This window comes from Arsenophonus nasoniae DSM 15247 (genome assembly GCF_000429565.1).
Lineage (GTDB): Bacteria > Pseudomonadota > Gammaproteobacteria > Enterobacterales > Enterobacteriaceae > Arsenophonus > Arsenophonus nasoniae.
The window spans coordinates 37,134-60,418 of sequence record NZ_AUCC01000006.1; the positions used below are offsets into that span (position 1 = coordinate 37,134).

Consider the following 23,285-nt stretch of genomic DNA (forward strand, 5'->3'; position numbering starts at 1 on the left):
CGTTAATTTTTTATGTTTATCATAACGGGTTTGAACATCATAATATTTTTTATTTTATTGTTACATTGATTACTTAAGAAATAATATTACCTAAATTAAAAATCGGCAAATACATAGTGAATAATAATCCAGTGATTACAACTGCGAGTATTAGTATTAGCATAGGTTCAATTAATTTTATCTTTTTATTTACATAGTTAAGCAGATTTTCTTGATACCAGTTAGCCAATTTTTCTAAAAATAATGTTAAATTGCCTGATAATTCTCCGGCAGTAATAAATTGCAAGCATAAATATGGGAATAGTTTTTCTCTTTTTATACTTTCGCTAAAAGAAATACCTCGCTGAATTTTTTGATATATAGAATGAATAGCATCATGATAAACGGGATGTTTTAGTGTTTTTAATACATACTCGAATCCTTCTAATAATGTTAATCCTGATTTTTGTGTAATATGGAGAGTTTGAAAAAAATAGTAAAGTTGTTGCCAACAAATGAGTTTATTAAGTAATGGTAAATGTAAGATGAATTTTTGTTCTCGTTTAATTAAATTTGGCGAATATTTCCTATGTATAAAATACCCCCAAAAAATACAAACTAAGGTAACAACAATATACAAAGCATTATCAGCAATTTTATCAGAAATGATGATAAGTAATCTAGTTGCTATTGGAAGTTGGGCATTAAACGTTTGATATATTGCTTTAAATTCAGGTAAAACGAAAAATAGCATTAGTGAAACCACGATTGAAGCAATAATTAAAATAATGCAAGGATACTGTAACGCTTTAGTTATTTTTTGTTTTAATATTTGTTGTTGTTGAAGTTGTTGGTAAATAAGTTGGCAATTTTTTTCGAGGCTATTGGTATGTTCACCTATTTCTATTAGGCGATAAATTATTTCTGGAAAAAGTTTAGGATAACATTTTAATGTCGCAGAGAATGCTTCCCCTTGATTAATACGTTTAATGATTTCTGCTAATATACATTTCCAGACCGACATATGACATTCTTTTTGAATAATATTTAGACTTTGAATTAAAGAAATATTGGATTTAAGTAATACACTAAGTTGATACATAAAATGCAATCGATAGCTAAGAATTTTTGTGGTATATAGCGCAATTTCTCTGATTTTAATTGAAATAGGTATTAAATTGTTTTTGAGAATATATTCAAAAACCTCCTGTTTAGAATGAGATATTTTATAATTTTCTATTAATATTCCCCGCGTGTTAATTGCTAGATATTTATAGATAAAATTCACTAAATTATCTCCTGTCCGGTTACTTCATATACTTCTTTTAGTGTTGTTATGCCGGCTTTGACTAGAAGTAATCCAGAAGCAAATAAACTAACAAAAGGTATTTTCTCTGTTTTTACTGGTAGCTGATAAAATTGTGTAGCTACAGTTTCTTCTTTAAGCTCTAAAAATTCATAAATTGCGGTTCGACCTAAATATCCACCAAAACAATGATCACATCCAATAGCCTGCCAGGACGTAATTTCAGTTTCAATGTTATCATTTTGAATTGTAATAGGCTTTTCTTCATGACGTTTACAGCTAGGGCATAATTTTCTAACAAGTCTCTGAGCAATAATCAACTTCACACAAGAATTTATTAAATGTGGAGATACATTTAAATTTTCTAGTCGTTCTAATGTGTTTTTCGTTGAATTTGTATGAAGTGTTGATAATACTAAATGGCCGGTTTGGGCGGCTTTTATAGCAATTTCAGCTGTTTTTTGATCGCGTATTTCACCTACCATAATAATATCAGGATCTTGGCGAAGTAATGCTCTTAAAATAGTTGAAAAATTTAAACCTATTTTTTCGTTTACAGGTATTTGATTAACTCCTTTTATCGGGATTTCGACAGGATCCTCAATTGTTGAAATATTTAATTCACTTTGATTAAGATATTCAAGACAGCTATAAAGCGTTACGGTTTTACCACTTCCTGTTGGCCCGGTAATAAGAATCATTCCTTGCGGCAAAGAAAGTTTTTGTTTCAAAATTGAGAGTAAATTATTTTTTATACCTAATTGTTCTAAAGAATAATGGTTTTTAGTATTTAATATTCTTAAAACTATTTTTTCACCATAGAGTGTTGGCAATGTTGAAATGCGAATAGCATAGTGGATATCATAGCTTATCCATTCAAGTTGCCCATCTTGAGGCAAGCGTTTTTCTGCAATATTCAATTTTGCTAATATTTTTAATCGAGCAAATATTTCTGCACAATTTTCAACTGGCGGAGAAGGAACATAAAATAATTTACCATCAACTCTAATACGGATTTTGGTAGCGCTCTTAAAGGGCTCTATATGAATATCTGATGCACGTTTTTCAATGGCAGATGCAATAAGATAATCAACATAGTTTACTGCTGGTGAATTAGGTTTGTCTTCATTATTGATTGATGGATCATAACGTATAGGTTCTTCTTGTATTTCAACTTCATGATTACAGCGATTAAAATAATGCTCAATTTTTTCTTTTGGCCAGATATCATAACAAACAGGCACACTAGAAATAAAACGCAGTGCTGTTAACAGTTTGTCATTAGGTTTTTTATAACTTGCAATGGAAAGTTTTTTTGAATTGAATTCTATCATTACAATATCGTGACGATAACAAAGTTTTTTTAATTCATCTTCGATAAGATTAAAATTCTTAGGAATAGCTGTTATAAAAGTCATAATTGAGCCCTATTTTTTAGAATCTAAAAGTGTCTGCACAATGTTTTTTTAATCCGGAATCTATACTTTCACAAGAAACTTTCCAGCTCACTTGATTTTCGGTTGTAGATAACGTTGGCTCTAACGTTATAGTTAAATCTTTTAGTGATTTTGTACCAACAACTTTAATTATTCCGTCTTTCATTTCAATATCACTGACATATTTTCCGGTCTTACTTGTTGGAATTGAAGATACGCCATTGTGACAACCTGTAAAATGCCCATTTTCAAATCCACACAGTTCGGTATGCATTTTATAAGGCACAATGAACTGCAACATGTCAGTTAGAGAAGCTTTTTGCATATAACTTTTGTAGCTCGGAATACTAATTGCGCTAAGAACTGCAATAATTGCAATTGCTACCATTATTTCCATTAGTGAAAATCCTTGTTGTTTCATCATATTTTCCATTATCGATTGAAGATAACGTGATGATGTACAAGGGTAAGAAAAAATAACAATGAGAAAATAAAATATTAGAATATTGTTCTAAATATTATTTTTATATGTTGAAAATAAAAAAAATAAATTCGAGCAATCTCACAAATAATTAGTTTGGCTATTTTTTATTGAAATAAATTTCCTAATATTAGCCATCATTTGTAAGTTTGCTTATGGCAGAAATAAATAAAAATTTATGATAGCTCATCTGGAATATATATTTGTCATATATTTTGTAAAATGTATTATTTATTTACTTTTAAGATAAAGCGTTTTTATTAGCAAAGTATTTATATTAATTGTGCAGAAAAAATCTCTATTTAGATTTTATATGTTGTAGTAACGTATTAGGTTGACGTAAATTAATAAAAAAATTTACTAGAAATATTTATACAATACTGTGGGGTAAATTTTAGTAATAAATTATTACTATAAATATTGAGGAGTTGTAATGGTACTTATCAATCATGATGTGAAGCGACGTAAGGAACAATTATTAGAACGTTTACACCAAGATATACCTGCTAATGTTACTTTCGCATTACAAGAGGATTTAGGTGGAAGTATAAATATAGAGAGTGATATTAGTGGGCAATTGTTAGCAAAAAATCAGTTGGCTTTTGCTAAAATAATTACCCGTGAAGATGGTATTTTTTGTGGAATGCGTTGGGTCGAGGAGATATTTAACCAACTTGATCAATCTGTTCAGCTTAGATGGCAGGTTAGGGATGGCGATAAAATAAAATCTGGTCAGATGCTTTGTACGATTGAGGGCGATGCCCATGTACTGTTAATCGCTGAAAGGACTACGCTTAATTTCCTCCAAACTTTATCTGGTGTTGCTACCAAAACAGCTTGTTATGTTGATATATTGCAAGGCACAGAAGTAAAGTTGTTAGATACGCGTAAGACTATACCTTGTTTAAGAACCGCGCTCAAATATGCAGTGCTTTGTGGTGGTGGTTTTAATCACAGGTTAGGCTTATTTGATGCTTATTTAATTAAAGAAAACCATATTATTGCAGCAGGTGATATTACTTCAGCAATTAAAAAAGCGCGTTTAGCGCATACAAATGTTCCTATCGAAGTTGAAGTTGAAAATATAAATGAATTAATTGAAGCAGTAGAAGCAAAAGCAGATATTGTTATGTTGGATAATTTTACTATTCCTATGATGAAAGAAGCGGTAGTGATTGCTAAGGGAAGGGTAGCTCTCGAAGTATCTGGTAATATCACGCTAAAAACATTAAAAGAGTATGCTAAGACGGGGGTAGATTATATTTCTGTTGGTGCATTAACTAAAAATATTACCGCAATAGATCTTTCTATGAGATTTAATCAGACGCTGGATGGTATTGCTAAAATATCTTAGCTATTTATTCAAGCATAATAATGAGATAGCAATTAATTTACCTTAATTCAACATTATGTAGTTAAGTATTTAGTAAGTTAACTTATATAAATATCAAGATGATATACTGACATTAATTAAACTTTCTTAATTACTGTATCTATTTTTTGAATTAAGTATTTTTTAACATCAATTCTATCAATCATTTTTACTGAAAAACATTAATATAATTTATAAAAACTTGTTGTGTTTTTAATTGCTACATTAAATATTCATTCATTAATATTGATTAATTTTTTTGATTAAATGCAAATATTAATGTTTCAGTTGATTAATTATATATATAAAAAATTAACATTGCTGCTTAAAAATAAACTGAAACTATCATTTTTTTGAATTTTTAAAAATCCTTATCAAAAAGTACAAGTTTTTTAAGGTTAAATTTAAGCTTTTATGGACAGCTGGTGAATACTTTGTTACTTTATGTACATCTAGGATAAATTGGTATTACCAATTGACTTTGGTAGTGTTAAATAAATATTTACGCAAAATATGAGTGGCCAATTGTAAATATGGTTTATAGCAAAATTCGCCAACCTAAATTATCTGATGTCATTGAACAGCGCCTTGAGCATTTAATTCTTGAAGGAATATTGCGCCCAGGAGAAAAATTGCTACCTGAACGCGAGTTGGCTAAGCAATTTGATGTTTCTCGTCCTTCTTTGCGTGAGGCGATTCAGAAGCTAGAAGCAAAAGGTTTTCTTCTTCGCCGACAGGGAGGAGGTACATTTGTCCAAACAAATTTATGGCAAAGCTTTAGTGATCCGCTTACCCAGTTATTATCTGGCCATATGGAATCACAATTTGATCTTTTGGAAACACGTCACGCACTTGAAGGTATTGCTGCTTATTATGCTGCTTTAAGAGGTACTGATGAGGATCTGGCTCGAATTAAGATAAGTCATCTACAAATTCAGGATATCCAAAAGCGTGGAGATGTTAATGCTGAAGTTGAGGCTGTTTTGCAATATCAGCTGGTTGTTACTGAAGCGGCGCATAATATCGTATTACTTCATATACTTCGTTGTATGGTTCCAATGTTAGAGCAGAATATTAGACAAAATTTTGAGTGTTTATATACACGTAAAGAAATGCATACCGCAGTAAGTAAACATAGAACTCAAATTTTTGAAGCGATTATCGCACGTGAACCTGAAAAAGCACAGGAAGCTTCACATCGTCATTTAGCATTTATTGAGGAGATTTTGCTGGACATCAGCCGTGAGCATACACGTCGTGAGCGTTCTTTACGTCGAATACAACAATACCAAAATTTAATTTAATAGTGCAGATTTTTGTTGCTGCGTCTGCATTATCACTCTGATTTATTAGAGACAAAGTTGCGGCAATAGGAACTATCTTTTGTTCTTTTTTCTGGTTTTAGTAAATATGTTCAAAAGATGGCTCAGTAACTATATTAGAAACAGATAATAGATAAGGAATAGACCATGTCAGATATGTCGAAGAATGACGTGGATCCGATCGAAACTCGCGACTGGTTACAGGCGATCGAATCGGTCATCCGTGAAGAAGGTGTTGATCGTGCTCAGTATCTTATTGATCAAGTATTACAACAAGCACGTAAGGGCGGCGTTAATATCGCAGCAGGTTCTGGAAACTGTGATTATATCAACACTATTTCCGTAGAGGATGAGCCTGATTATCCAGGCAACATGGATTTAGAGCGTCGTATTCGCTCTGCGATTCGTTGGAATGCTGTAATGGCAGTTTTACGAGCTTCTAAAAAAGATTTGGAGTTAGGTGGTCATATGGCTTCCTTCCAGTCTTCTGCGACTTTATATGAAGTCTGTTTTAATTACTTCTTCCGGGCAAAAAACAATAAAAATGGTGGAGATTTAGTTTATTTCCAAGGGCATATTTCACCTGGTATCTATGCACGTGCGTTTTTGGAAGGCCGTCTCACTGAAGAGCAAATGGACAATTTCCGGCAAGAAATTGGTGGCAAAGGTCTTTCCTCTTACCCTCATCCTAAATTGATGCCTGAGTTTTGGCAATTTCCTACCGTGTCGATGGGATTAGGTCCAATTGGTGCTATTTATCAAGCAAAATTCTTAAAATACTTGCAACACCGAGGTTTAAAGGATACCGCAGATCAGACAGTTTATGCTTTCCTTGGTGACGGTGAAATGGATGAGCCTGAATCGAAAGGTGCCATCACCATTGCGACTCGTGAAAAGTTAGATAACCTTGTTTTTGTGATCAACTGTAACTTACAACGCCTTGATGGGCCAGTTACTGGTAATGGTAAGATTGTTAATGAATTAGAAGGTATCTTTAGCGGTGCAGGATGGCAGGTTATTAAAGTTCTGTGGGGTGGCCGCTGGGATGAATTATTGCGCAAGGATACATCAGGTAAACTCATTCAGTTGATGAATGAAACTTTAGACGGTGACTATCAAACATTTAAATCTAAAGATGGCGCTTATGTTCGTGAACACTTCTTCAATCGTTATCCTGAGACAAGTTCACTCGTCAAGGATATGACCGATGATGAAATTTGGTCGTTAAACCGTGGTGGCCATGATCCGAAAAAAGTTTATGCCGCTTTTAAGCTAGCGCAAGACACCAAAGGTAAGCCAACAGTCATTTTAGCGCAAACTGTTAAAGGCTATGGCATGGGCGATACTGCTGAAGGTAAAAATATTGCCCATCAGGTGAAAAAAATGAATCTGGAAGGGGTTCGTTATTTCCGTGATCGCTTTAATGTGCCGGTAGCGGATGATCAAGTAGAAAAATTGCCTTTTGTTACTTTTAAAGAAGATTCAGATGAATATAAATATTTGCATGAACGTCGTCAGGCATTAGGCGGATATTTACCGGCACGAAATCCTACCTTTGATGAAAAATTAGATATTCCTAGCCTAGAAGATTTTAGTCAATTATTAGCTGAGCAAAATAAAGAGATCTCTACTACGATCGCATTTGTACGTGCTTTGAACGTAATGTTAAAAAATAACTCAATTAAAGATCGTCTAGTGCCAATTATTGCTGATGAAGCACGTACTTTTGGTATGGAAGGTTTATTCCGTCAGATTGGGATCTATAGTCCAAATGGACAGCAGTACACTCCTCAGGATCGGGAACAAGTTGCCTACTACAAAGAAGATGAAAAAGGTCAAATTCTTCAAGAAGGTATCAATGAATTGGGAGCGGGTGCCTCTTGGTTAGCTGCCGCTACATCATATAGTACGAATAACCTGCCAATGATCCCATTTTATATTTATTATTCCATGTTTGGCTTTCAGCGTATTGGTGATCTGCTATGGGCGGCGGGAGACCAGCAAGCGCGTGGCTTCCTGATTGGCGGGACTTCAGGGCGCACCACATTGAATGGTGAAGGTTTGCAGCATGAGGATGGGCATAGCCATATCCAGTCACTAACCATACCTAACTGTATCTCTTATGATCCAGCTTATGCTTATGAAGTTGCTGTTATTATGCACGATGGTTTAGTTCGTATGTATGGTGAGAAACAAGAAAATGTTTACTATTATATTACTACCTTGAACGAAAATTATCATATGCCAGCGATGCCTGCTGGTGTCGAGGAAGGTATTCGTAAAGGTATCTATAAACTTGAATCACTAAAAGGCAAAAAAGGCAAAGTTCAATTATTAGGATCAGGTTCAATGATGCGTCACGTCCGCGAAGCGGCAAAAATTTTGTCTAGTGAGTACGGTATTGGTTCTGATGTTTATAGTGTAACGTCATTTACCGAATTAGCTCGTGAAGGACAAGATTGTGAGCGTTGGAATATGTTACATCCATCTGATACACCTCGTGTACCTTATGTTGCTAAAATCATGAATGATGCGCCTGCGGTTGCATCAACAGATTATATGAAATTATTTGCAGAACAAATCCGCTCCTATATTCCTGCAAGTGATTATCGTGTTTTGGGTACTGATGGTTTTGGTCGTTCAGATAGCCGTGAAAACCTCCGTCATCATTTTGAGGTTGATACTTCCTATGTAGTAGTAGCGGCGTTGGGTGAATTAGTAAAACGTGGTGAAATGGATGTAAAATTGGTGGATGAAGCTATCAAAAAATACAACATCAACCCAGAAAAAATTAACCCGCGTCTGGCATAAGAGGTAAAATCAATGTCTATTGAAATTAACGTTCCTGATATTGGTGCAGATGAAGTTGAAGTTACCGAAATTATGGTAAAAGTGGGCGATAAAGTTGATGTTGAGCAATCGTTAATTACCGTAGAAGGTGAAAAGGCGTCAATGGAAGTTCCGTCACCACAGGCTGGGGTTGTGAAAGAAATTAAAGTCGCTGTTGGTGATAAAGTGGCAACCGGCAAGTTAATCATGGTTTTTGATACAGCGGAAAAAGCACCGGAAGCTAGTGCTAAAACAGCCTCCGATACAAACTCAGAGAAAGCAGATAGCAAAGATGCAGCTCGAACAAAAAGTGAATTAAAGGAAGTTATTGTACCGGATATTGGTAATGATGAAGTTGAAGTTACTGATGTAATGGTTAACGTTGGTGATAAAATTTCCTTTGAGCAATCACTAATTACTGTAGAAGGCGAAAAGGCATCGATGGAAGTGCCTGCACCGTTCGCTGGTGAAGTCAAAGAGATCAAAATTGCAAAAGGTGATAAAGTTAAAACTGGTTCTCTTATTATGATTTTTGCAGTTGATGCCACCGTAGCTTCGCCAACTGCCAGTGCAGAAGTTAGCAGTGCTGAAACAGCAACGAAATCTGCAACCCTATCTACTGAAGCGCCTCAAGTCTCATCTACTGCAAGGGTAAGTGGTATTTCTGAGACTAAGAATGAATTTATCGAAAATGATGCGTATGTGCATGCAACACCGCTTATTCGCCGTTTAGCGCGTGAATTTGGTATCAATTTGGCTAAGGTAAACGGAACTGGGCGTAAAGGTCGCATTCTGCGTGAAGACGTTCAGGCTTATGTGAAAGAAGCGATAAAACGTTCTGAAGCTGGAGCGGCAACAGCGGGTGGCTTGCCAGGCATGCTACCATGGCCAAAAGTTGATTTTAGTAAATTTGGTGAAGTTGAAGAAGTTGAACTCGGTCGCATTCAAAAGATATCTAGTGCTAATTTGAGTCGTAACTGGGTAATGATCCCGCATGTGACCGTAATGGAAGATGCTGATATTACCGAAGTAGAAGCTTTCCGTAAGCAGCAAAATAAAGAGATGGAAAAGTTGCAAACGGGGATAAAAATTACACCGTTAGTTTTTGTCATGAAAGCGGTGGCTCGAGCATTAGAGGAAATGCCTCGTTTCAATAGTTCGATTTCTGAGGATGCTCAGCGTTTAACATTAAAAAAATATGTTCATATTGGTATCGCCGTTGATACACCAAATGGTTTAGTGGTGCCTGTTATTCGTGATGTTAATAAGAAAGGCATTATCGAGCTTTCAAAAGAATTGATGGAAGTATCGAAAAAAGCGCGTGCCGGCAAGTTGACTGCGTCTGATATGCAAGGTGGCAGCTTTACCATTTCTAGCTTAGGTGGTATTGGTACAACGAGTTTTACACCCATTATTAATGCGCCAGAAGTGGCTATTATGGGGCTATCTCGCTCATCAATAAAACCAGTATGGAATGGTAGTGAATTTATTTCTCGTCTGATGTTACCTATGTCACTTTCCTTTGATCATCGTGTTATTGATGGAGCAGATGGAGCGCGTTTCGTCACTCGTATTGCACAGTTAATGAGTGATATTCGCCGTTTGGTTATGTGATTTATAGACCGGCAGAATGTCGGTCTATTTTATTATTAGTAGTTACAGAATTTTTTCTATTTCATCCTATAGGTTGAGAGTTCTATCACGTTCGAGTGCTTTCAAGAATGTTAACAATTCTGTAAACTGCCTGTAGTACACACGTCTCGGTGGTTATAAATTTTTTCGTCTGACCCGCCGGACAACAAAAGTAAGAGGTCATGATGAGTACTGAAATTAAAACCCAAGTAGTGGTTCTAGGTGCGGGCCCTGCGGGTTATTCAGCAGCTTTTCGCTGTGCAGATCTGGGTTTAGAAACAGTTTTAGTCGAGCGTTATGCAACATTAGGCGGTGTTTGTCTCAATGTTGGTTGTATTCCTTCCAAAGCATTATTACATGTTGCAAAAGTTATTGAGGAAGCCAAGGCCTTGGCGGCACATGGGATCGTATTTGGTGAACCGAAAACCGATATCGATAAAGTAAGGTTGTGGAAAGAAAAAGTGATTGGTCAATTGACAACGGGTCTAGCAGGAATGGCAAAAGCCCGTAAAGTTAAAGTTGTTAATGGCTTAGGTAAATTTACCGGCGCTAATACACTGGTCGTTGAAGGAGAAAAAGAAGTAACGACGATAAACTTTGACAATGCCATTATTGCAGCAGGTTCACGTCCGATCCAACTTCCATTTATTCCACATGATGATCCGCGTGTGTGGGATTCTACTGATGCTCTACAACTAAAAAAAGTTCCCAAACGTATGTTAGTTATGGGCGGAGGTATCATCGGTTTAGAAATGGGTACGGTTTATCATGCATTAGGATCGGAAATTGATGTTGTGGAAATGTTCGACCAGGTTATCCCGGCAGCCGATAAGGATATTGTTAAACTTTTTACTAAACAGATAAGTAAGAAGTTTAATTTAATGCTTGAGACTAAAGTGACTGCGGTTGAAGCTAAAAAAGATGGCATCTATGTCACAATGGAAGGCAAAAAGGCGCCGGCAAAACCACAGCGCTATGATGCAGTTTTAGTGGCAATTGGTCGTGTACCCAATGGTAAATTGATTGATGCGGGTAGAGCGGGAGTAGAAGTGGATGAGCGCGGTTTTATCCACACAGACAAACAAATGCGTACCAATGTGCCCCATATTTATGCGATTGGTGACATTGTTGGTCAACCCATGTTGGCCCATAAAGGTGTCCATGAAGGTCATGTGGCAGCTGAAGTGATTTCTGGTTTGAAACACTATTTTGATCCAAAAGTTATCCCTTCAATTGCTTATACTGAGCCTGAGGTTGCCTGGGTTGGTTTGACGGAAAAAGAAGCTAAAGAAAAAGGTATTAGTTATGAAGTGGCCACTTTCCCATGGGCTGCTTCTGGTCGTGCTATCGCATCTGATTGTTCAGAGGGTATGACTAAGCTTATTTTTGATAAAGAAACTCATCGTGTTATTGGTGGAGCGGTCGTTGGTGTTAATGGTGGTGAATTACTCGGTGAAATTGGTTTAGCGATTGAAATGGGCTGTGATGCAGAAGATATTGCATTGACCATTCATGCTCACCCTACATTATACGAGTCAATTGGTATGGCTGCTGAAGTATTTGAAGGAAGTATTACTGATTTACCTAATCCTAAGGCGAAGAAAAAATAATTTATTTTTATTTCAATAAAATAAATTTGTTGTGAAGATTATTTGATTTTTTACTAGCTCCTTTATTTGATTTAAATAAGGGAGCTATTTTTTTGATTGAAAAGTAAGATTAATCGTTTATTCAATTGAAAAGTTTGTGATTTAATAAAATTAACTAGTTATTACAAATTATTATAAAAAACAAACTATTTTTGCTATTAATAGATAAATTTTTTTACGTAAAATAGGAATAAGATAGGATAAAGAATGTATCAATATATATTGATCTTGATGAATGTTGGAGGTATGTAAATAAATTAACAGTATAATTAAATTCTGTTATTCTGGATGTTCCATACTGGGCATAATTGATAAATGTAAAATTATGTTAAGCCAATTCCTCTGACCAGGCACTTTATTTTCTATTTGAGATATTGATAGCCAGGTATATAAATTAAAATCAATTGAGGAGAACGTCGTGCTAAAAGAGTACCGTGAGCACGTAGCTGAACGTGCGGCACAAGGAATAATACCTAAGCCACTGAATGCTACCCAAGTTGCTAAGTTAGTTGAATTAATAAAAAACCCGCCTGAAACTGAAGAAAATTTTCTATTGGATCTGTTAAGTAATCGTATTCCTCCTGGTGTTGATGAAGCCGCTTATGTAAAAGCTGACTTCTTGGCTGCTATCGCAAAAGGAAAAACATATTCCCCCTTACTTACCCCAACAAAAGCGATAGAGTTATTAGGTACTATGCAGGGTGGTTATAATATCTATCCATTAATTGATGTGTTGGATGATGAACAATTGGCACCAATAGCAGCCAAAGCCTTATCCCATACTTTATTAATGTTTGATAACTTCTATGATGTAGAACAAAAAGCAAACATGGGCAACCCATATGCGCGTCAAGTGTTATGCTCATGGGCAAATGCCGAATGGTTTCTTGAGCGACCTGCATTAGCAGAAAAACTAACTATAACTGTCTTTAAGGTAACAGGGGAAACGAATACTGATGATTTATCACCAGCACCCGATGCTTGGTCACGACCCGATATTCCGCTACATGCACAAGCAATGCTTAAAAATGCCCGTGATGGCATTATACCCGATGAGCTTGGTGTTATTGGGCCCATCAAGCAGATTGAAACATTGAATAAAAAAAGTTTTCCCTTAGCTTATGTGGGTGATGTTGTCGGTACAGGCTCTTCACGAAAATCAGCAGCCAATTCAGTAATATGGTTTATGGGCAAAGACATTCCTTTTGTACCTAATAAACGTAATGGTGGCGTTGTGTTGGGCGGAAAAATTGCGCCAATATTTTTTAATACCATGCAAGATGCGGGCGCCCTGCCGATTGAAGTTGATGTGACTTCACTTAATATGGGAGATGTAATTGATATTTATCCCTATAAAGGAGAAATCCGCAGTCATGCCACTAATGCTTTATTAGCAACCTTTGCGTTAAAAACTGAAGTTTTACTTGATGAAGTTCGAGCAGGCGGGCGGATTGCGTTGATTATCGGTCGCGGACTGACAGCAAAAGCGCGAGAGTCTTTGGGCTTGCCTAACAGCGAAGTATTTCGTCAGGCAAAATCAGTTATACAAAGTGATCGAGGTTTTACCCTAGCACAAAAAATGGTTGGTCGTGCTTGTAATAAGCTTGGAATTCGCCCTGGCGAATATTGTGAACCTAAGATGACATCGGTTGGCTCGCAGGATACTACTGGGCCAATGACACGAGATGAACTTAAAGATTTAGCTTGTTTAGGTTTTTCAGCCGATTTGGTTATGCAGTCATTTTGTCATACCGCTGCTTATCCAAAGCCTATCGATGTGACAACTCATGATACTTTACCTGATTTTGTTATGGATCGAGGCGGAGTTTCTTTGCGTCCCGGTGATGGCATTATTCATTCTTGGTTAAATCGCATGTTGCTGCCAGATACAGTAGGAACGGGAGGGGATTCACACACGCGTTTTCCTATCGGTATTTCATTCCCGGCAGGCTCCGGTTTAGTTGCTTTTGCTGCGGCGACGGGAGTTATGCCTTTAGATATGCCTGAATCGGTATTAGTCCGCTTTAAAGGTCAGATGCAGCCGGGTATCACATTACGCGATTTAGTTCATGCGATCCCATACTATGCTATTGAGCAGGGATTATTAACAGTCGAAAAGCAAGGTAAAAAAAATATTTTTTCCGGTCGAATATTGGAAATTGAAGGTTTACCACAATTAAAAGTTGAACAAGCGTTTGAATTAGCAGATGCCTCGGCGGAACGATCAGCAGCGGGCTGTACTATCAAGTTAGATAAACAACCGATTATCGAATATTTACAATCTAATATTGTATTATTGAAATGGATGATTGCTGAGGGATATGGTGATCGCCGTACTCTCGAACGTCGCATTAATTCAATGAATAAATGGTTGGCTGATCCGCAATTATTAACGGCAGATACCGATGCAGATTATGCAGCTATCATTGAAATTAATTTAAATGAAATAATCGAACCCATTTTATGTGCGCCGAATGATCCTGATGATGCGCGTTTATTATCTTCAGTGGCACATGAAAAAATTGATGAAGTTTTCATTGGCTCTTGTATGACAAATATTGGCCATTTCCGTGCAGCAGGTGAGCTTTTAGAGCAATATAAAGGGCAAATTCCCACTCGCTTATGGATTGCTCCGCCGACGAAAATGGATGCGACCAAGTTAATCGAAGAAGGTTATTATAATATTTTTGGTAAAAGTGGTGCACGAATTGAAATTCCTGGTTGTTCACTCTGTATGGGTAATCAGGCACGTGTGATGGATGGCGCAACCGTGGTTTCGACCTCTACCCGTAATTTTCCTAATCGATTAGGAACAGGCGCCAAAGTTTTTCTTGCATCAGCAGAGCTTGCAGCGGTAGCTTCATTATTGGGCTATTTACCAACAGTGGAGGAGTATTTGCAATTTATAAATGGCATGGGTAATAATAGCCAAAATATTTATCAATACTTAAATTTTGACTTACTACCTCAATATACCGATAAAGCAGATACAATAATTTTTCAGTCTGCAGTTTAAAACAATGACTTTTCTTATACCCTATTTCTTACTATAAGTAATCAGAAATAAGGTATAAGATTTAGATTATTCTATTTTGCTATCTAAAGTTTTATGCCCGCTTTAACAGTTATATCTATTACTTATTACTTATGTAGTTGCTAATTTTCCAGGCAATGTCAGGTTAGATAGCTTAAAGTGAATTAAAAAAGCGATCAAAATTTGCTTTTATATAAGTAAGTTGTGCATTAAATGCAGTTTTAACCAGATCTTTTTGACAGCTATTAAGATTTTCTTTTTTCAATTTAAAAAAAGAATCTTGCATTAATTGAACTGTTACATCACATGATTTTTGGAATGCTGTTATAGCGTTATTTTTACCAGTGTTAGCCGCTTCAATGACGAGTTTTTCAAAAATAAGATCGGCTATGTCACGAATATTCTGAATCTCTTCATTATTAATTTTACCATCCTTATAGGCTTCGTTTATATATACTTCATTTATAACTTTATATAATCTATTATTAATTTCTTTTGTATCCATAATTTAGATCCTTTTATAAAATGATATATTCCATATAGTAAATAATAGTCATTTAGCCATTTCACGAAAAAATAGTTTTTCACACACTTAATTAAAGCTTACACATTAAGAAGTATAGCTACAACAAAACATGGTTATAAATTCTCTTAAATATGGCACTGTGGTATAGAATAAGCTAAGCTGGGCCCAGTTATTGGTAACAGGTCATTGCTTACTAATCTTCACTTTTCAGTGAATACTTCTATAAATAACTTCGCATTTATATTATTGCAAAAATAAAGTATTTTATTTTAATTATTAATATCTTGAGCTGTTAAATGACGAATAAAAGTTGCACAAGAGTAAAAGGATGAGGATGCGATATGGATTATGAATTTCAGCAGGATGTCACTGGCCATGTCATTGCTCGATTTTCAATGGATCATGAAGCAATTGGTTACTGGTTAAACGAGGAAATTAAAGGAGATTTATGTCAGTTAGAACAGATACAGGCAGGTTATCATTCTATTAAAGGTAGTGGTCGTCAATGGAAAAAAATTGGGCGTGAATACACATTGTTCATGGATGATGAGGAAATCATGATCCGAGCTAACCAGTTACATTTTCAGACGGAAGATTTAGAAGAAGGGATGTGTTATTACGATAGTGAGAGTATTGCATTTTGTGGTTTAGATGATTTTATTAACATGCTGGAAAACTATCGTAACTTTTTTTATCAAATAGCATCAAGTAAAGGGTGACAAAATGGCTATTTTATTTTGTCAATTTCATATCTAAGATTAGACAGTTTTTGATTTATGATTAGTTATTGATTAATTCCTAAAGGAGGGATTGAGATGGATGAAAATGGTGTAGTTGAAACAATTGATCAGGCAAAGAGTTGGTTTATTAATCATCAAGATCTATTAATTCAGTATGCAGTAAATATCGTTTCTGCATTAGTTATTTTATTTGCTGGTTTGATCGTTGCCAGATGGATCAGTCATATCACTAATCGATTAATGTCATTACGCGGTATTGACAAGACGGTCAGAGATTTTTTATCGGCAATTGTGCGTTATGGCATTATTGCATTTACCTTAATTGCAGTATTAAGTAAGTTAGGCGTGCAAACGGCCTCTGTCATCGCCGTTTTAGGTGCTGCCGGTTTGGCGATTGGTTTAGCCTTACAGGGATCTTTATCTAATTTTGCTGCTGGCGTGTTATTGGTTATTTTTAGACCATTACGGTCAGGGGAATATGTTATTTTAGGCTCGGTAGAAGGAACAGTTGAGCATGTCCAGATTTTCTCAACCTCATTACGCACTGCCGATGATCGCATCGTTGTCATCCCCAATAGTAAAGTCATCAATGACAATATTATTAACACCTCTCGTGAACCTAATAGGCGTACGCAAATTATGGTTGGTGTAGCTTATAATGCGGATATTGACAGTGTTAAAAAAGTGTTAGGCGATGTTATTGCGGCAGATGAACGTATTCAGCAGGATAAAGGGGTTACTATCCGTTTACATGAAATGGCGCCTTCTTCTCTTAATTTTGTCGTACGTGTTTGGACGACTAACGCTGATGCATGGAATGTTTATTGGGACTTAATGGAAAATTTTAAAAAACAGCTAGATGCACATAATATTGGCATACCTTTCCCACAAATGGATGTTCATTTATATCAAACCCAAAATGGCTAACCAATCACATTGGTGTGGATTAGGCTTCACACCAATATTTTTATTGGTTAGTAAACTATTTCTCAATTTATTGACTTGCATTAGTTAGCGTTAATTAAAATTATTCATTATGATTAATCTTTCCTATTATGTTTTTTAATATTCTATCATGTTAAGAATAAACAATTATTGGCTAGAAAATAGTCTATCTAGAGTTGATTAATTATGTGCAGGAGGTCTCGTGAAGCTTAGTTCGATTATATTTTTAGCGATGATGTCAGTGAGTTCATTCCCTTTACTTGCTCAAGCTAACTCCTTACCTAATGGGCCACATATTGTGACATCAGGCAATGCAACCATTAAAGCCACACCAGACATGGTAACTTTATTAATTAATGTTGCTGTGACTGAAAAAAATGCTGCATCAGCTAAAGCGGCAGTTGATAAACGTGTTAAAGAATATTTTGATTTTCTCAATAATAAAGGGATAGCGAGTAGCGATATTAATGCAGCAAATATCACCACTCAGCCAAAATATGAATATGATAAAGCAGCAGAGAAATCTAAAATAATTGGTTATACCGCAGAACGTTCAGTAGAAGTTAAAGTATATAAACTGGATCAGCTAAATACGTTATTGGATGGTGCGTTAGCGGCAGGTTTAAATGAAATCAATGCGGTGCAATTTGGCGTTAAGGATCCTAAACATTATCGTGATGAAGCACGCAATAGAGCAATTGATAATGCTAAAGCGCAAGCAGAGGCGCTAGCGGCAGGATTTAATGTTAAATTAGGTAAAGTTTATAGTGTTAATTATCGAGCACCTGATGCAACCCCTTACCCAATGCCAAGAATGAAGGCGATGACGCAAATGGTAGCTGCCGCTGCCAGTGATAGCAATCAAACTTATGTACAACAGAGTATTGATTTTACCGATCAAATTGACGTTGTTTTTGAGTTGAAACGTTAATTTTTGTTTTCTACATTATTATTTTCTTGTCTTAATATCTGGCGTCCGGTTTTTACTAGGGCGTCAGTCATTCGATTGAAATATGAATGATAAAGATAGTCGTATTTTATTTACCCAGACTATAATGAGTTCATCATCTCAGAGTGCCACACTGAGCTTATTGTCATAAGGATTAAATTTTTTATGGCAAGCAGACAGGGATATCGACTAGCAGAGAAATGGATTGTAAAAATTGAGGAGCAGGAATTAGTGCTTATATTTCTGATCTTAAAATTATTTGCTAATGAAATTAGTTTCATTATCGATATTGATTATACTTTTTTCTGATTGTTATAAAACAATATGTGAACCAAAAGCTAAATCAGTTATTATGTGTTGATTAAATATTAATAATATTATTAAAGAATTATAAGTAAATATTACAAATATAGTAGTGTATAAGATTAATGTAATTATATTTTTATATCATTAATATGCTAATAATAATATAATTTATATTTATTTATATAACTCTTTTTTATCCTTTTATTTATTTACCATCCCTTAATTTATACGTTTGTTATGGCATGGAGTTTTATTTATCTATTAATTAATAAAATGAATATTCGCTGATATTAAAATAATTGGGTAATATTTATAATTATTATTTAAATTTTATTGAATACAGATAAAGAACCCTTTAATATTTTATATAATTTAAGATAAATTAATTGTTGTAAATAATAAAGCTTTTTTTACTAAAAAAATTAAAATATGATTTATATATTATTAATATCAAGTGTGAATCTATATTAAAAATAATTATTGATAACAGGTTGTTTATTATGCGGGTAAATGAAATAAAACGTATGGATATTGATTTCAACCAAAAAGGAATAATTTTTAAATTTGCGGAAAAATGGTTAGATTATAATAGTAATAAATTCTTTATTCGCAGTAGTGATGAAAGGAAAAAAATGATATACGGTGGTCTATGTTGGGGATTAACACGTTACTATATGACACATATCGCTCAAAATGGACAACAAAATTCAGCGGTGTTTTTTATTAAATTTAAACGTTTAATTGGATTGGCGAATAGAGAAATTCCTATTAATGCCAGCATTATTGAACGTTATCAAATAGAAGCGGAAAGGCGATATGCAAATACTATTTTAGATAAAGTGCTTTTTGATATACTTAATGAACATACTTATGCAAATAGCATAAATTTATTGCAGAGTTATCGTATTCCACAAGTAAAAAGCTACTTACGTACTAAAGAGGATCCTACTGCTGTCAATGCACATAAAATAATTAAGCGGATTTATAGAAATGAATTCATTAAAAATCATGATTTAGTTAAAGAGAGATGGTTTGTTGATATTTTCTTAATAGCAGAAAAAAATTTTACAGCCTTCGATAAAAAATCTATTATGGAAATACAATCAGCAATTGAAGCCGCTAAGATTAAAATTTATAAGATTTATGTAGATGATGAAATTAATTATCTGAAAAATCGAGGTGTTCTTTATCTAAAAAAAAGTGTATCTGATATCAATAATAATTATTATATAGATATTGATAATTTATTTTCACATATGACAAACAAACATCAGAATGCATTTTATGAAATTTATACTGGTAATCATGTTGTGGTATTAACGGTTACCGTAAATCCGAGTAATAATGAGAAAAATATAACATTCTTTGATTCTAATAAAGGGTTATATCTTTTTAATGATCTTGCTGAGGCAAAGAATTTTATTATTGAATTTAGTAAATATACTAGCGAAAAATATCAATGGAATTTAGAAAAAATTGATAATCCAGAAATACATATAGGTTTTTTTGCTAAAGCTAGCGATTTTAGTGATAAATTAATTGATTTGACGCCACCAAAATATCAAATTAGCTCGATGGTTATTAATAAAATGATCACTCACGGTGATATTATTCAAACTAATGAGGATGTAGAAATAAAATTTTTGCAGTTGAATCAACATAATAATATCGTCACATTTTCGATAGAAGAAAAATCAAATATTGATCATGGAAATAAAAAAATTATTATGAGTACTGATCATATTGATATAAGAACAATAATCTACTTGGTTAATAAAGAACAAGATAATTTATTTGCACTGTCCCATCAGAATTTATTTACTCGTTTTGATAAAGGTAATATTCAGGTTTACCAATTACCGGATAACTTTGATCTTTCGGCTAATATAAAGGATATTTATGACAAACTGCCAACGCCTGCATATAAAGTAGTGCCAGATAGCACCACACAAAGCTATGAAATGGTTAGTCGAGCGCCAAGAATACATAGCAATAATAATCTCAATATTGATTTTGATAAGTGGAGGCTGCCAATAATTCAGTCGGAGTTGATAACTAATAATAGTCATCAGAACAACTTATCTTTAGCATATGAACGAACGATTATTATTCAAATTCAATCTAATACTATTCTTGACCAGATTGTCTCAGGTTTAATTGCTAAGCATCCGGAAAAAACCATTTTATTGCAATTTGATATTGCGACAAAGAAAAGGCGGCTTGCTTATGGTCGCCATGAAGATTTATTGTCAGCAGGTCAAACACGTTGGATAGTTGTTGGTCATGGAGATTATCAAGGCAATGGAAAAGTTTCTCAATTTGCTCAGCACTCACCAAAGGCTGTTGCTAATGGATTGCAATGGCTTAAAAATGATCTGGCAATAAAGCAAACGCCAAATAAAATTGTGCTAATGGGTTGTGAATTAGCTGAAGGAACAGCAAAAGAAGACTTTGCTTTTAATATGACCCAATTACTCAATAAAAATGCGTTTGATGCTGATATTATTGCTTATACTAATGATTTGTTTATTGATAGCCATGGTAAACGGATTGGTTATATCAATAATGAAAGTGATGAATCTCAGCCGGCCCGAATTTATAAAAAAACCTACCGATATCATCATGCAACAGACAGTATCACAATTAACGGTAAACCCGTCATTTTATCTTTATTAAATGATTTGCAGGCAGACAAAGTCTCCTTTGAACGGTTTATTACTGATAATCAGCAATTATTAATCCCATTATTTTCTGCTCCCAGCGGAGAATTAAATATTGATCTCATCAAAAAAATTGCCTATGACCAACGAGCTTATGATCTATTCAAAAATGCAATTAATGAGCCAGACTACAATAATTATGAGGCTTTCTATAATAAGATAATTGATGAAATGGTTAATAACGGCATTAATGAAGCGCCTATATGGAAGACCGTAAATAAAAACTATATTAATGAAAATAAATTAAATTTTTCCCATAATCGTAATGATAAATTGAATGTCATTATGCGTCTAACTAGTGATAAAGAGAATCTGACTAAAGCGCAATTGTATGCCATATTTAAACCTGAAAATACCCTTATTATTCAGTGTGATGTTAAAAATAACCAATCATTTATAGAATATGGCGATTTGCCAAGTTTAACATTAATCAGCAATCATAGTTGGACGATTTTAGATGGCAATGAGTTATCGTTATTGGATCCTGACACTTTATCACAATCATTACTGGCTTTACGCCAAAAATACCCGCTTAAAGTGCCTATGGAGATAAAACTATTTAATGATAATGGCAAAATAGAAAATACTGCTATTTATGATCCTCAGCATTTAGCCGCACGTTTATGCCAAAAATTGGCGGAAAAAGGGCTGAATTCTTCGGTTTCAATTTCCCAGCCAAAATCAGAATTTATGTCGCCAGATTACGAACTCGGTATTTTTCTGGATGATTATCATGAACAACAAAAAAACACTTTTCAGTTTGATATTACAACGCAGAAATTGATGATTAATGGTGAACCACCCATTAAGGCTTTGCTACTCGATATTGTAACAGGGAAAATAACGCTAGCAGAAATTACTGCTAAAAATCCTGCAATATTGTTGCCTAGTTTTGCTGATCAGCAGGGTAAACTTGATATTAAGAAACTTAAGCAAACAATTTATGATCCGCTATTAAGTATCAAGGTTAACCAGTATTTTGCCCATGGTGATTATCTTGCTCATGATGCTCGGTTACGCTGGAATGCCCTTTTTATTGCGCAGAAAAGCTTACCCTTAAGCCAGCAATCGGCAGAATTATCTTTTCTGGTTGGTGAATTACAGGCAAATCCCTATGCTGTTCGCTATTTAAGCGATCATAGTCGCTATCTATTAGGACAATATTTTTCATTAAATAATGGTGAACTTGATACAATTTATTTAATGCAGGCATTAGCACATCCAGAATATGTTGAATTTATTCAGACTCAATTACAGGAGTTTTCTGGTTTAAAAATTAGCAAGGAGTTTGATGGACTTTCATTAAAACAAGCTTTGATGAAGAGTTCTACTTGGCGCCAACGAGTTTTGGATAATATAGTCAGTTTAACTAAATCAGCACAATGTTCGCAGAGTGAGGCAACCATATCTGCCGTTAGCCATGGATATTATTTGCATAAGATAAATACCAATAGTCTGCGTATTGAACAAGCATTGGGTGCTCTTTATGTCATAGCGTGTCAGCAAGGGAAGCAAGCACAATTTATTAAAATATTAGCATATCATCAGGCTTTGCTTGAGCTTAGTAGCAAAAGTGATCTTAGCATCCAGGATCAGCAATTTTTAACCGAGTTTGACGCAGCTCTTAGCCAGCTGCAAGATATTAATTATGCTCCACGCATTGAAAATCAATCACTAAAAAGCTGGTTAATGCAAGCATCGGATGGTGCTTACTATTTGCAATCAGGTAAGCATGCTTTTACTGTCGTGATTAAGCGGCAAGCTGATATTTTTCAATATCAGCTTTATGATCCGAAAGCCGGTGAGCTTGTTATTAGTAATAGTAAGCAAAAACAAGCACAAAAGGATTTTTTCCGTGTATTTCAAACGTATTTAGATAGGGAGACCCGATACCGCAAAGAGAATACAGCGCGGAAAGTTGATTTGATGATCGAAAACATGAATGGTGATTATCGCTTTGACATCTATGAATTAACACTTACTCATCAGGCAGTTGAAAAAACACACCTTTTTTGGCAATTTACTCCCCCCTAAGTTAGATACTAACACTTATTTGGTT

The 23,285-nt window shown here is 34.7% G+C and carries 15 protein-coding genes; 11 read left to right on the forward strand and 4 right to left on the reverse strand.

Annotated features, from left to right (window positions below; translation table 11 throughout):
- Positions 1 to 73 precede the first annotated feature (73 nt).
- The 3 genes from G468_RS0102620 to ppdD are packed head-to-tail and all read right to left on the reverse strand — an operon-like array spanning position 74 to position 3,142.
- A complete protein-coding gene (locus tag G468_RS0102620; protein ID WP_026821782.1) occupies positions 74 to 1,267 on the reverse strand; it encodes a type II secretion system F family protein in 1,194 nt (397 codons plus the stop codon).
- Positions 1,267 to 2,703, reverse strand: a complete 1,437-nt coding sequence (locus tag G468_RS0102625) for an ATPase, T2SS/T4P/T4SS family (RefSeq protein ID WP_034249220.1) — start codon at positions 2,701 to 2,703, stop codon at positions 1,267 to 1,269. The genes G468_RS0102620 and G468_RS0102625 overlap by 1 nt, the downstream gene beginning before the upstream one ends.
- 16 nt (positions 2,704 to 2,719) lie before the next feature.
- A complete protein-coding gene (gene ppdD / locus G468_RS0102630) occupies positions 2,720 to 3,142 on the reverse strand; it encodes a prepilin peptidase-dependent pilin (RefSeq protein ID WP_051296924.1) in 423 nt (140 codons plus the stop codon).
- 493 nt (positions 3,143 to 3,635) lie between these two features.
- On the opposite strand from ppdD, the gene nadC reads away from it, so the two are divergent.
- The 6 genes from nadC to acnB all read left to right on the forward strand — a co-directional run bounded on the left by nadC (position 3,636) and on the right by acnB (position 15,022).
- Positions 3,636 to 4,556 carry a carboxylating nicotinate-nucleotide diphosphorylase gene (gene nadC, locus G468_RS0102635; protein WP_026821785.1) on the forward strand — a complete coding sequence of 307 codons (921 nt, stop codon included), beginning with the start codon at positions 3,636 to 3,638 and terminating at the stop codon, positions 4,554 to 4,556.
- 551 nt (positions 4,557 to 5,107) lie between these two features.
- Positions 5,108 to 5,878 (forward strand): pyruvate dehydrogenase complex transcriptional repressor PdhR, encoded by a 771-nt coding sequence (gene pdhR / locus G468_RS0102640; RefSeq protein ID WP_026821786.1) that lies wholly within the window; start codon positions 5,108 to 5,110, stop codon positions 5,876 to 5,878.
- A 165-nt stretch (positions 5,879 to 6,043) separates the two neighbouring features.
- Complete coding sequence (gene aceE, locus G468_RS0102645) at positions 6,044 to 8,707, forward strand: pyruvate dehydrogenase (acetyl-transferring), homodimeric type (RefSeq protein ID WP_026821787.1); 2,664 nt, start codon at positions 6,044 to 6,046, stop codon at positions 8,705 to 8,707.
- Between the two features lie 12 nt (positions 8,708 to 8,719).
- A complete protein-coding gene (gene aceF / locus G468_RS0102650) occupies positions 8,720 to 10,339 on the forward strand; it encodes a pyruvate dehydrogenase complex dihydrolipoyllysine-residue acetyltransferase (RefSeq protein WP_026821788.1) in 1,620 nt (539 codons plus the stop codon).
- A 203-nt stretch (positions 10,340 to 10,542) separates the two neighbouring features.
- Positions 10,543 to 11,967 (forward strand): dihydrolipoyl dehydrogenase, encoded by a 1,425-nt coding sequence (gene lpdA / locus G468_RS0102655; protein ID WP_026821789.1) that lies wholly within the window; start codon positions 10,543 to 10,545, stop codon positions 11,965 to 11,967.
- Between the two features lie 457 nt (positions 11,968 to 12,424).
- Positions 12,425 to 15,022 carry a bifunctional aconitate hydratase 2/2-methylisocitrate dehydratase gene (gene acnB / locus G468_RS0102660; protein WP_026821790.1) on the forward strand — a complete coding sequence of 866 codons (2,598 nt, stop codon included), beginning with the start codon at positions 12,425 to 12,427 and terminating at the stop codon, positions 15,020 to 15,022.
- A gap of 172 nt (positions 15,023 to 15,194) precedes the next feature.
- Here acnB and G468_RS0102665 read toward each other — a convergent pair whose 3' ends face one another.
- Positions 15,195 to 15,545, reverse strand: coding sequence for a hypothetical protein (locus G468_RS0102665; protein ID WP_026821791.1), 351 nt, complete (start codon positions 15,543 to 15,545; stop codon positions 15,195 to 15,197).
- 362 nt (positions 15,546 to 15,907) lie between these two features.
- On the opposite strand from G468_RS0102665, the gene G468_RS0102670 reads away from it, so the two are divergent.
- The 5 genes from G468_RS0102670 (at position 15,908) to G468_RS0102690 (ending at position 23,260) form a co-directional block, all read left to right on the forward strand.
- Entirely contained in the window at positions 15,908 to 16,285 is a 378-nt protein-coding gene (locus G468_RS0102670; protein WP_026821792.1) for a YacL family protein, read from the forward strand.
- A 96-nt stretch (positions 16,286 to 16,381) separates the two neighbouring features.
- On the forward strand, positions 16,382 to 17,233 hold the full coding sequence (gene mscS, locus G468_RS0102675) for a small-conductance mechanosensitive channel MscS (RefSeq protein ID WP_026821793.1): 852 nt from the start codon (positions 16,382 to 16,384) through the stop codon (positions 17,231 to 17,233).
- A gap of 220 nt (positions 17,234 to 17,453) precedes the next feature.
- A complete protein-coding gene (locus G468_RS0102680) occupies positions 17,454 to 18,182 on the forward strand; it encodes an oxidative stress defense protein (RefSeq protein ID WP_026821794.1) in 729 nt (242 codons plus the stop codon).
- A gap of 183 nt (positions 18,183 to 18,365) precedes the next feature.
- A complete protein-coding gene (locus tag G468_RS23630; protein WP_155846968.1) occupies positions 18,366 to 18,509 on the forward strand; it encodes a hypothetical protein in 144 nt (47 codons plus the stop codon).
- A 497-nt stretch (positions 18,510 to 19,006) separates the two neighbouring features.
- Positions 19,007 to 23,260, forward strand: a complete 4,254-nt coding sequence (locus tag G468_RS0102690) for a C80 family cysteine peptidase (RefSeq protein WP_026821795.1) — start codon at positions 19,007 to 19,009, stop codon at positions 23,258 to 23,260.
- Positions 23,261 to 23,285 lie beyond the last annotated feature (25 nt).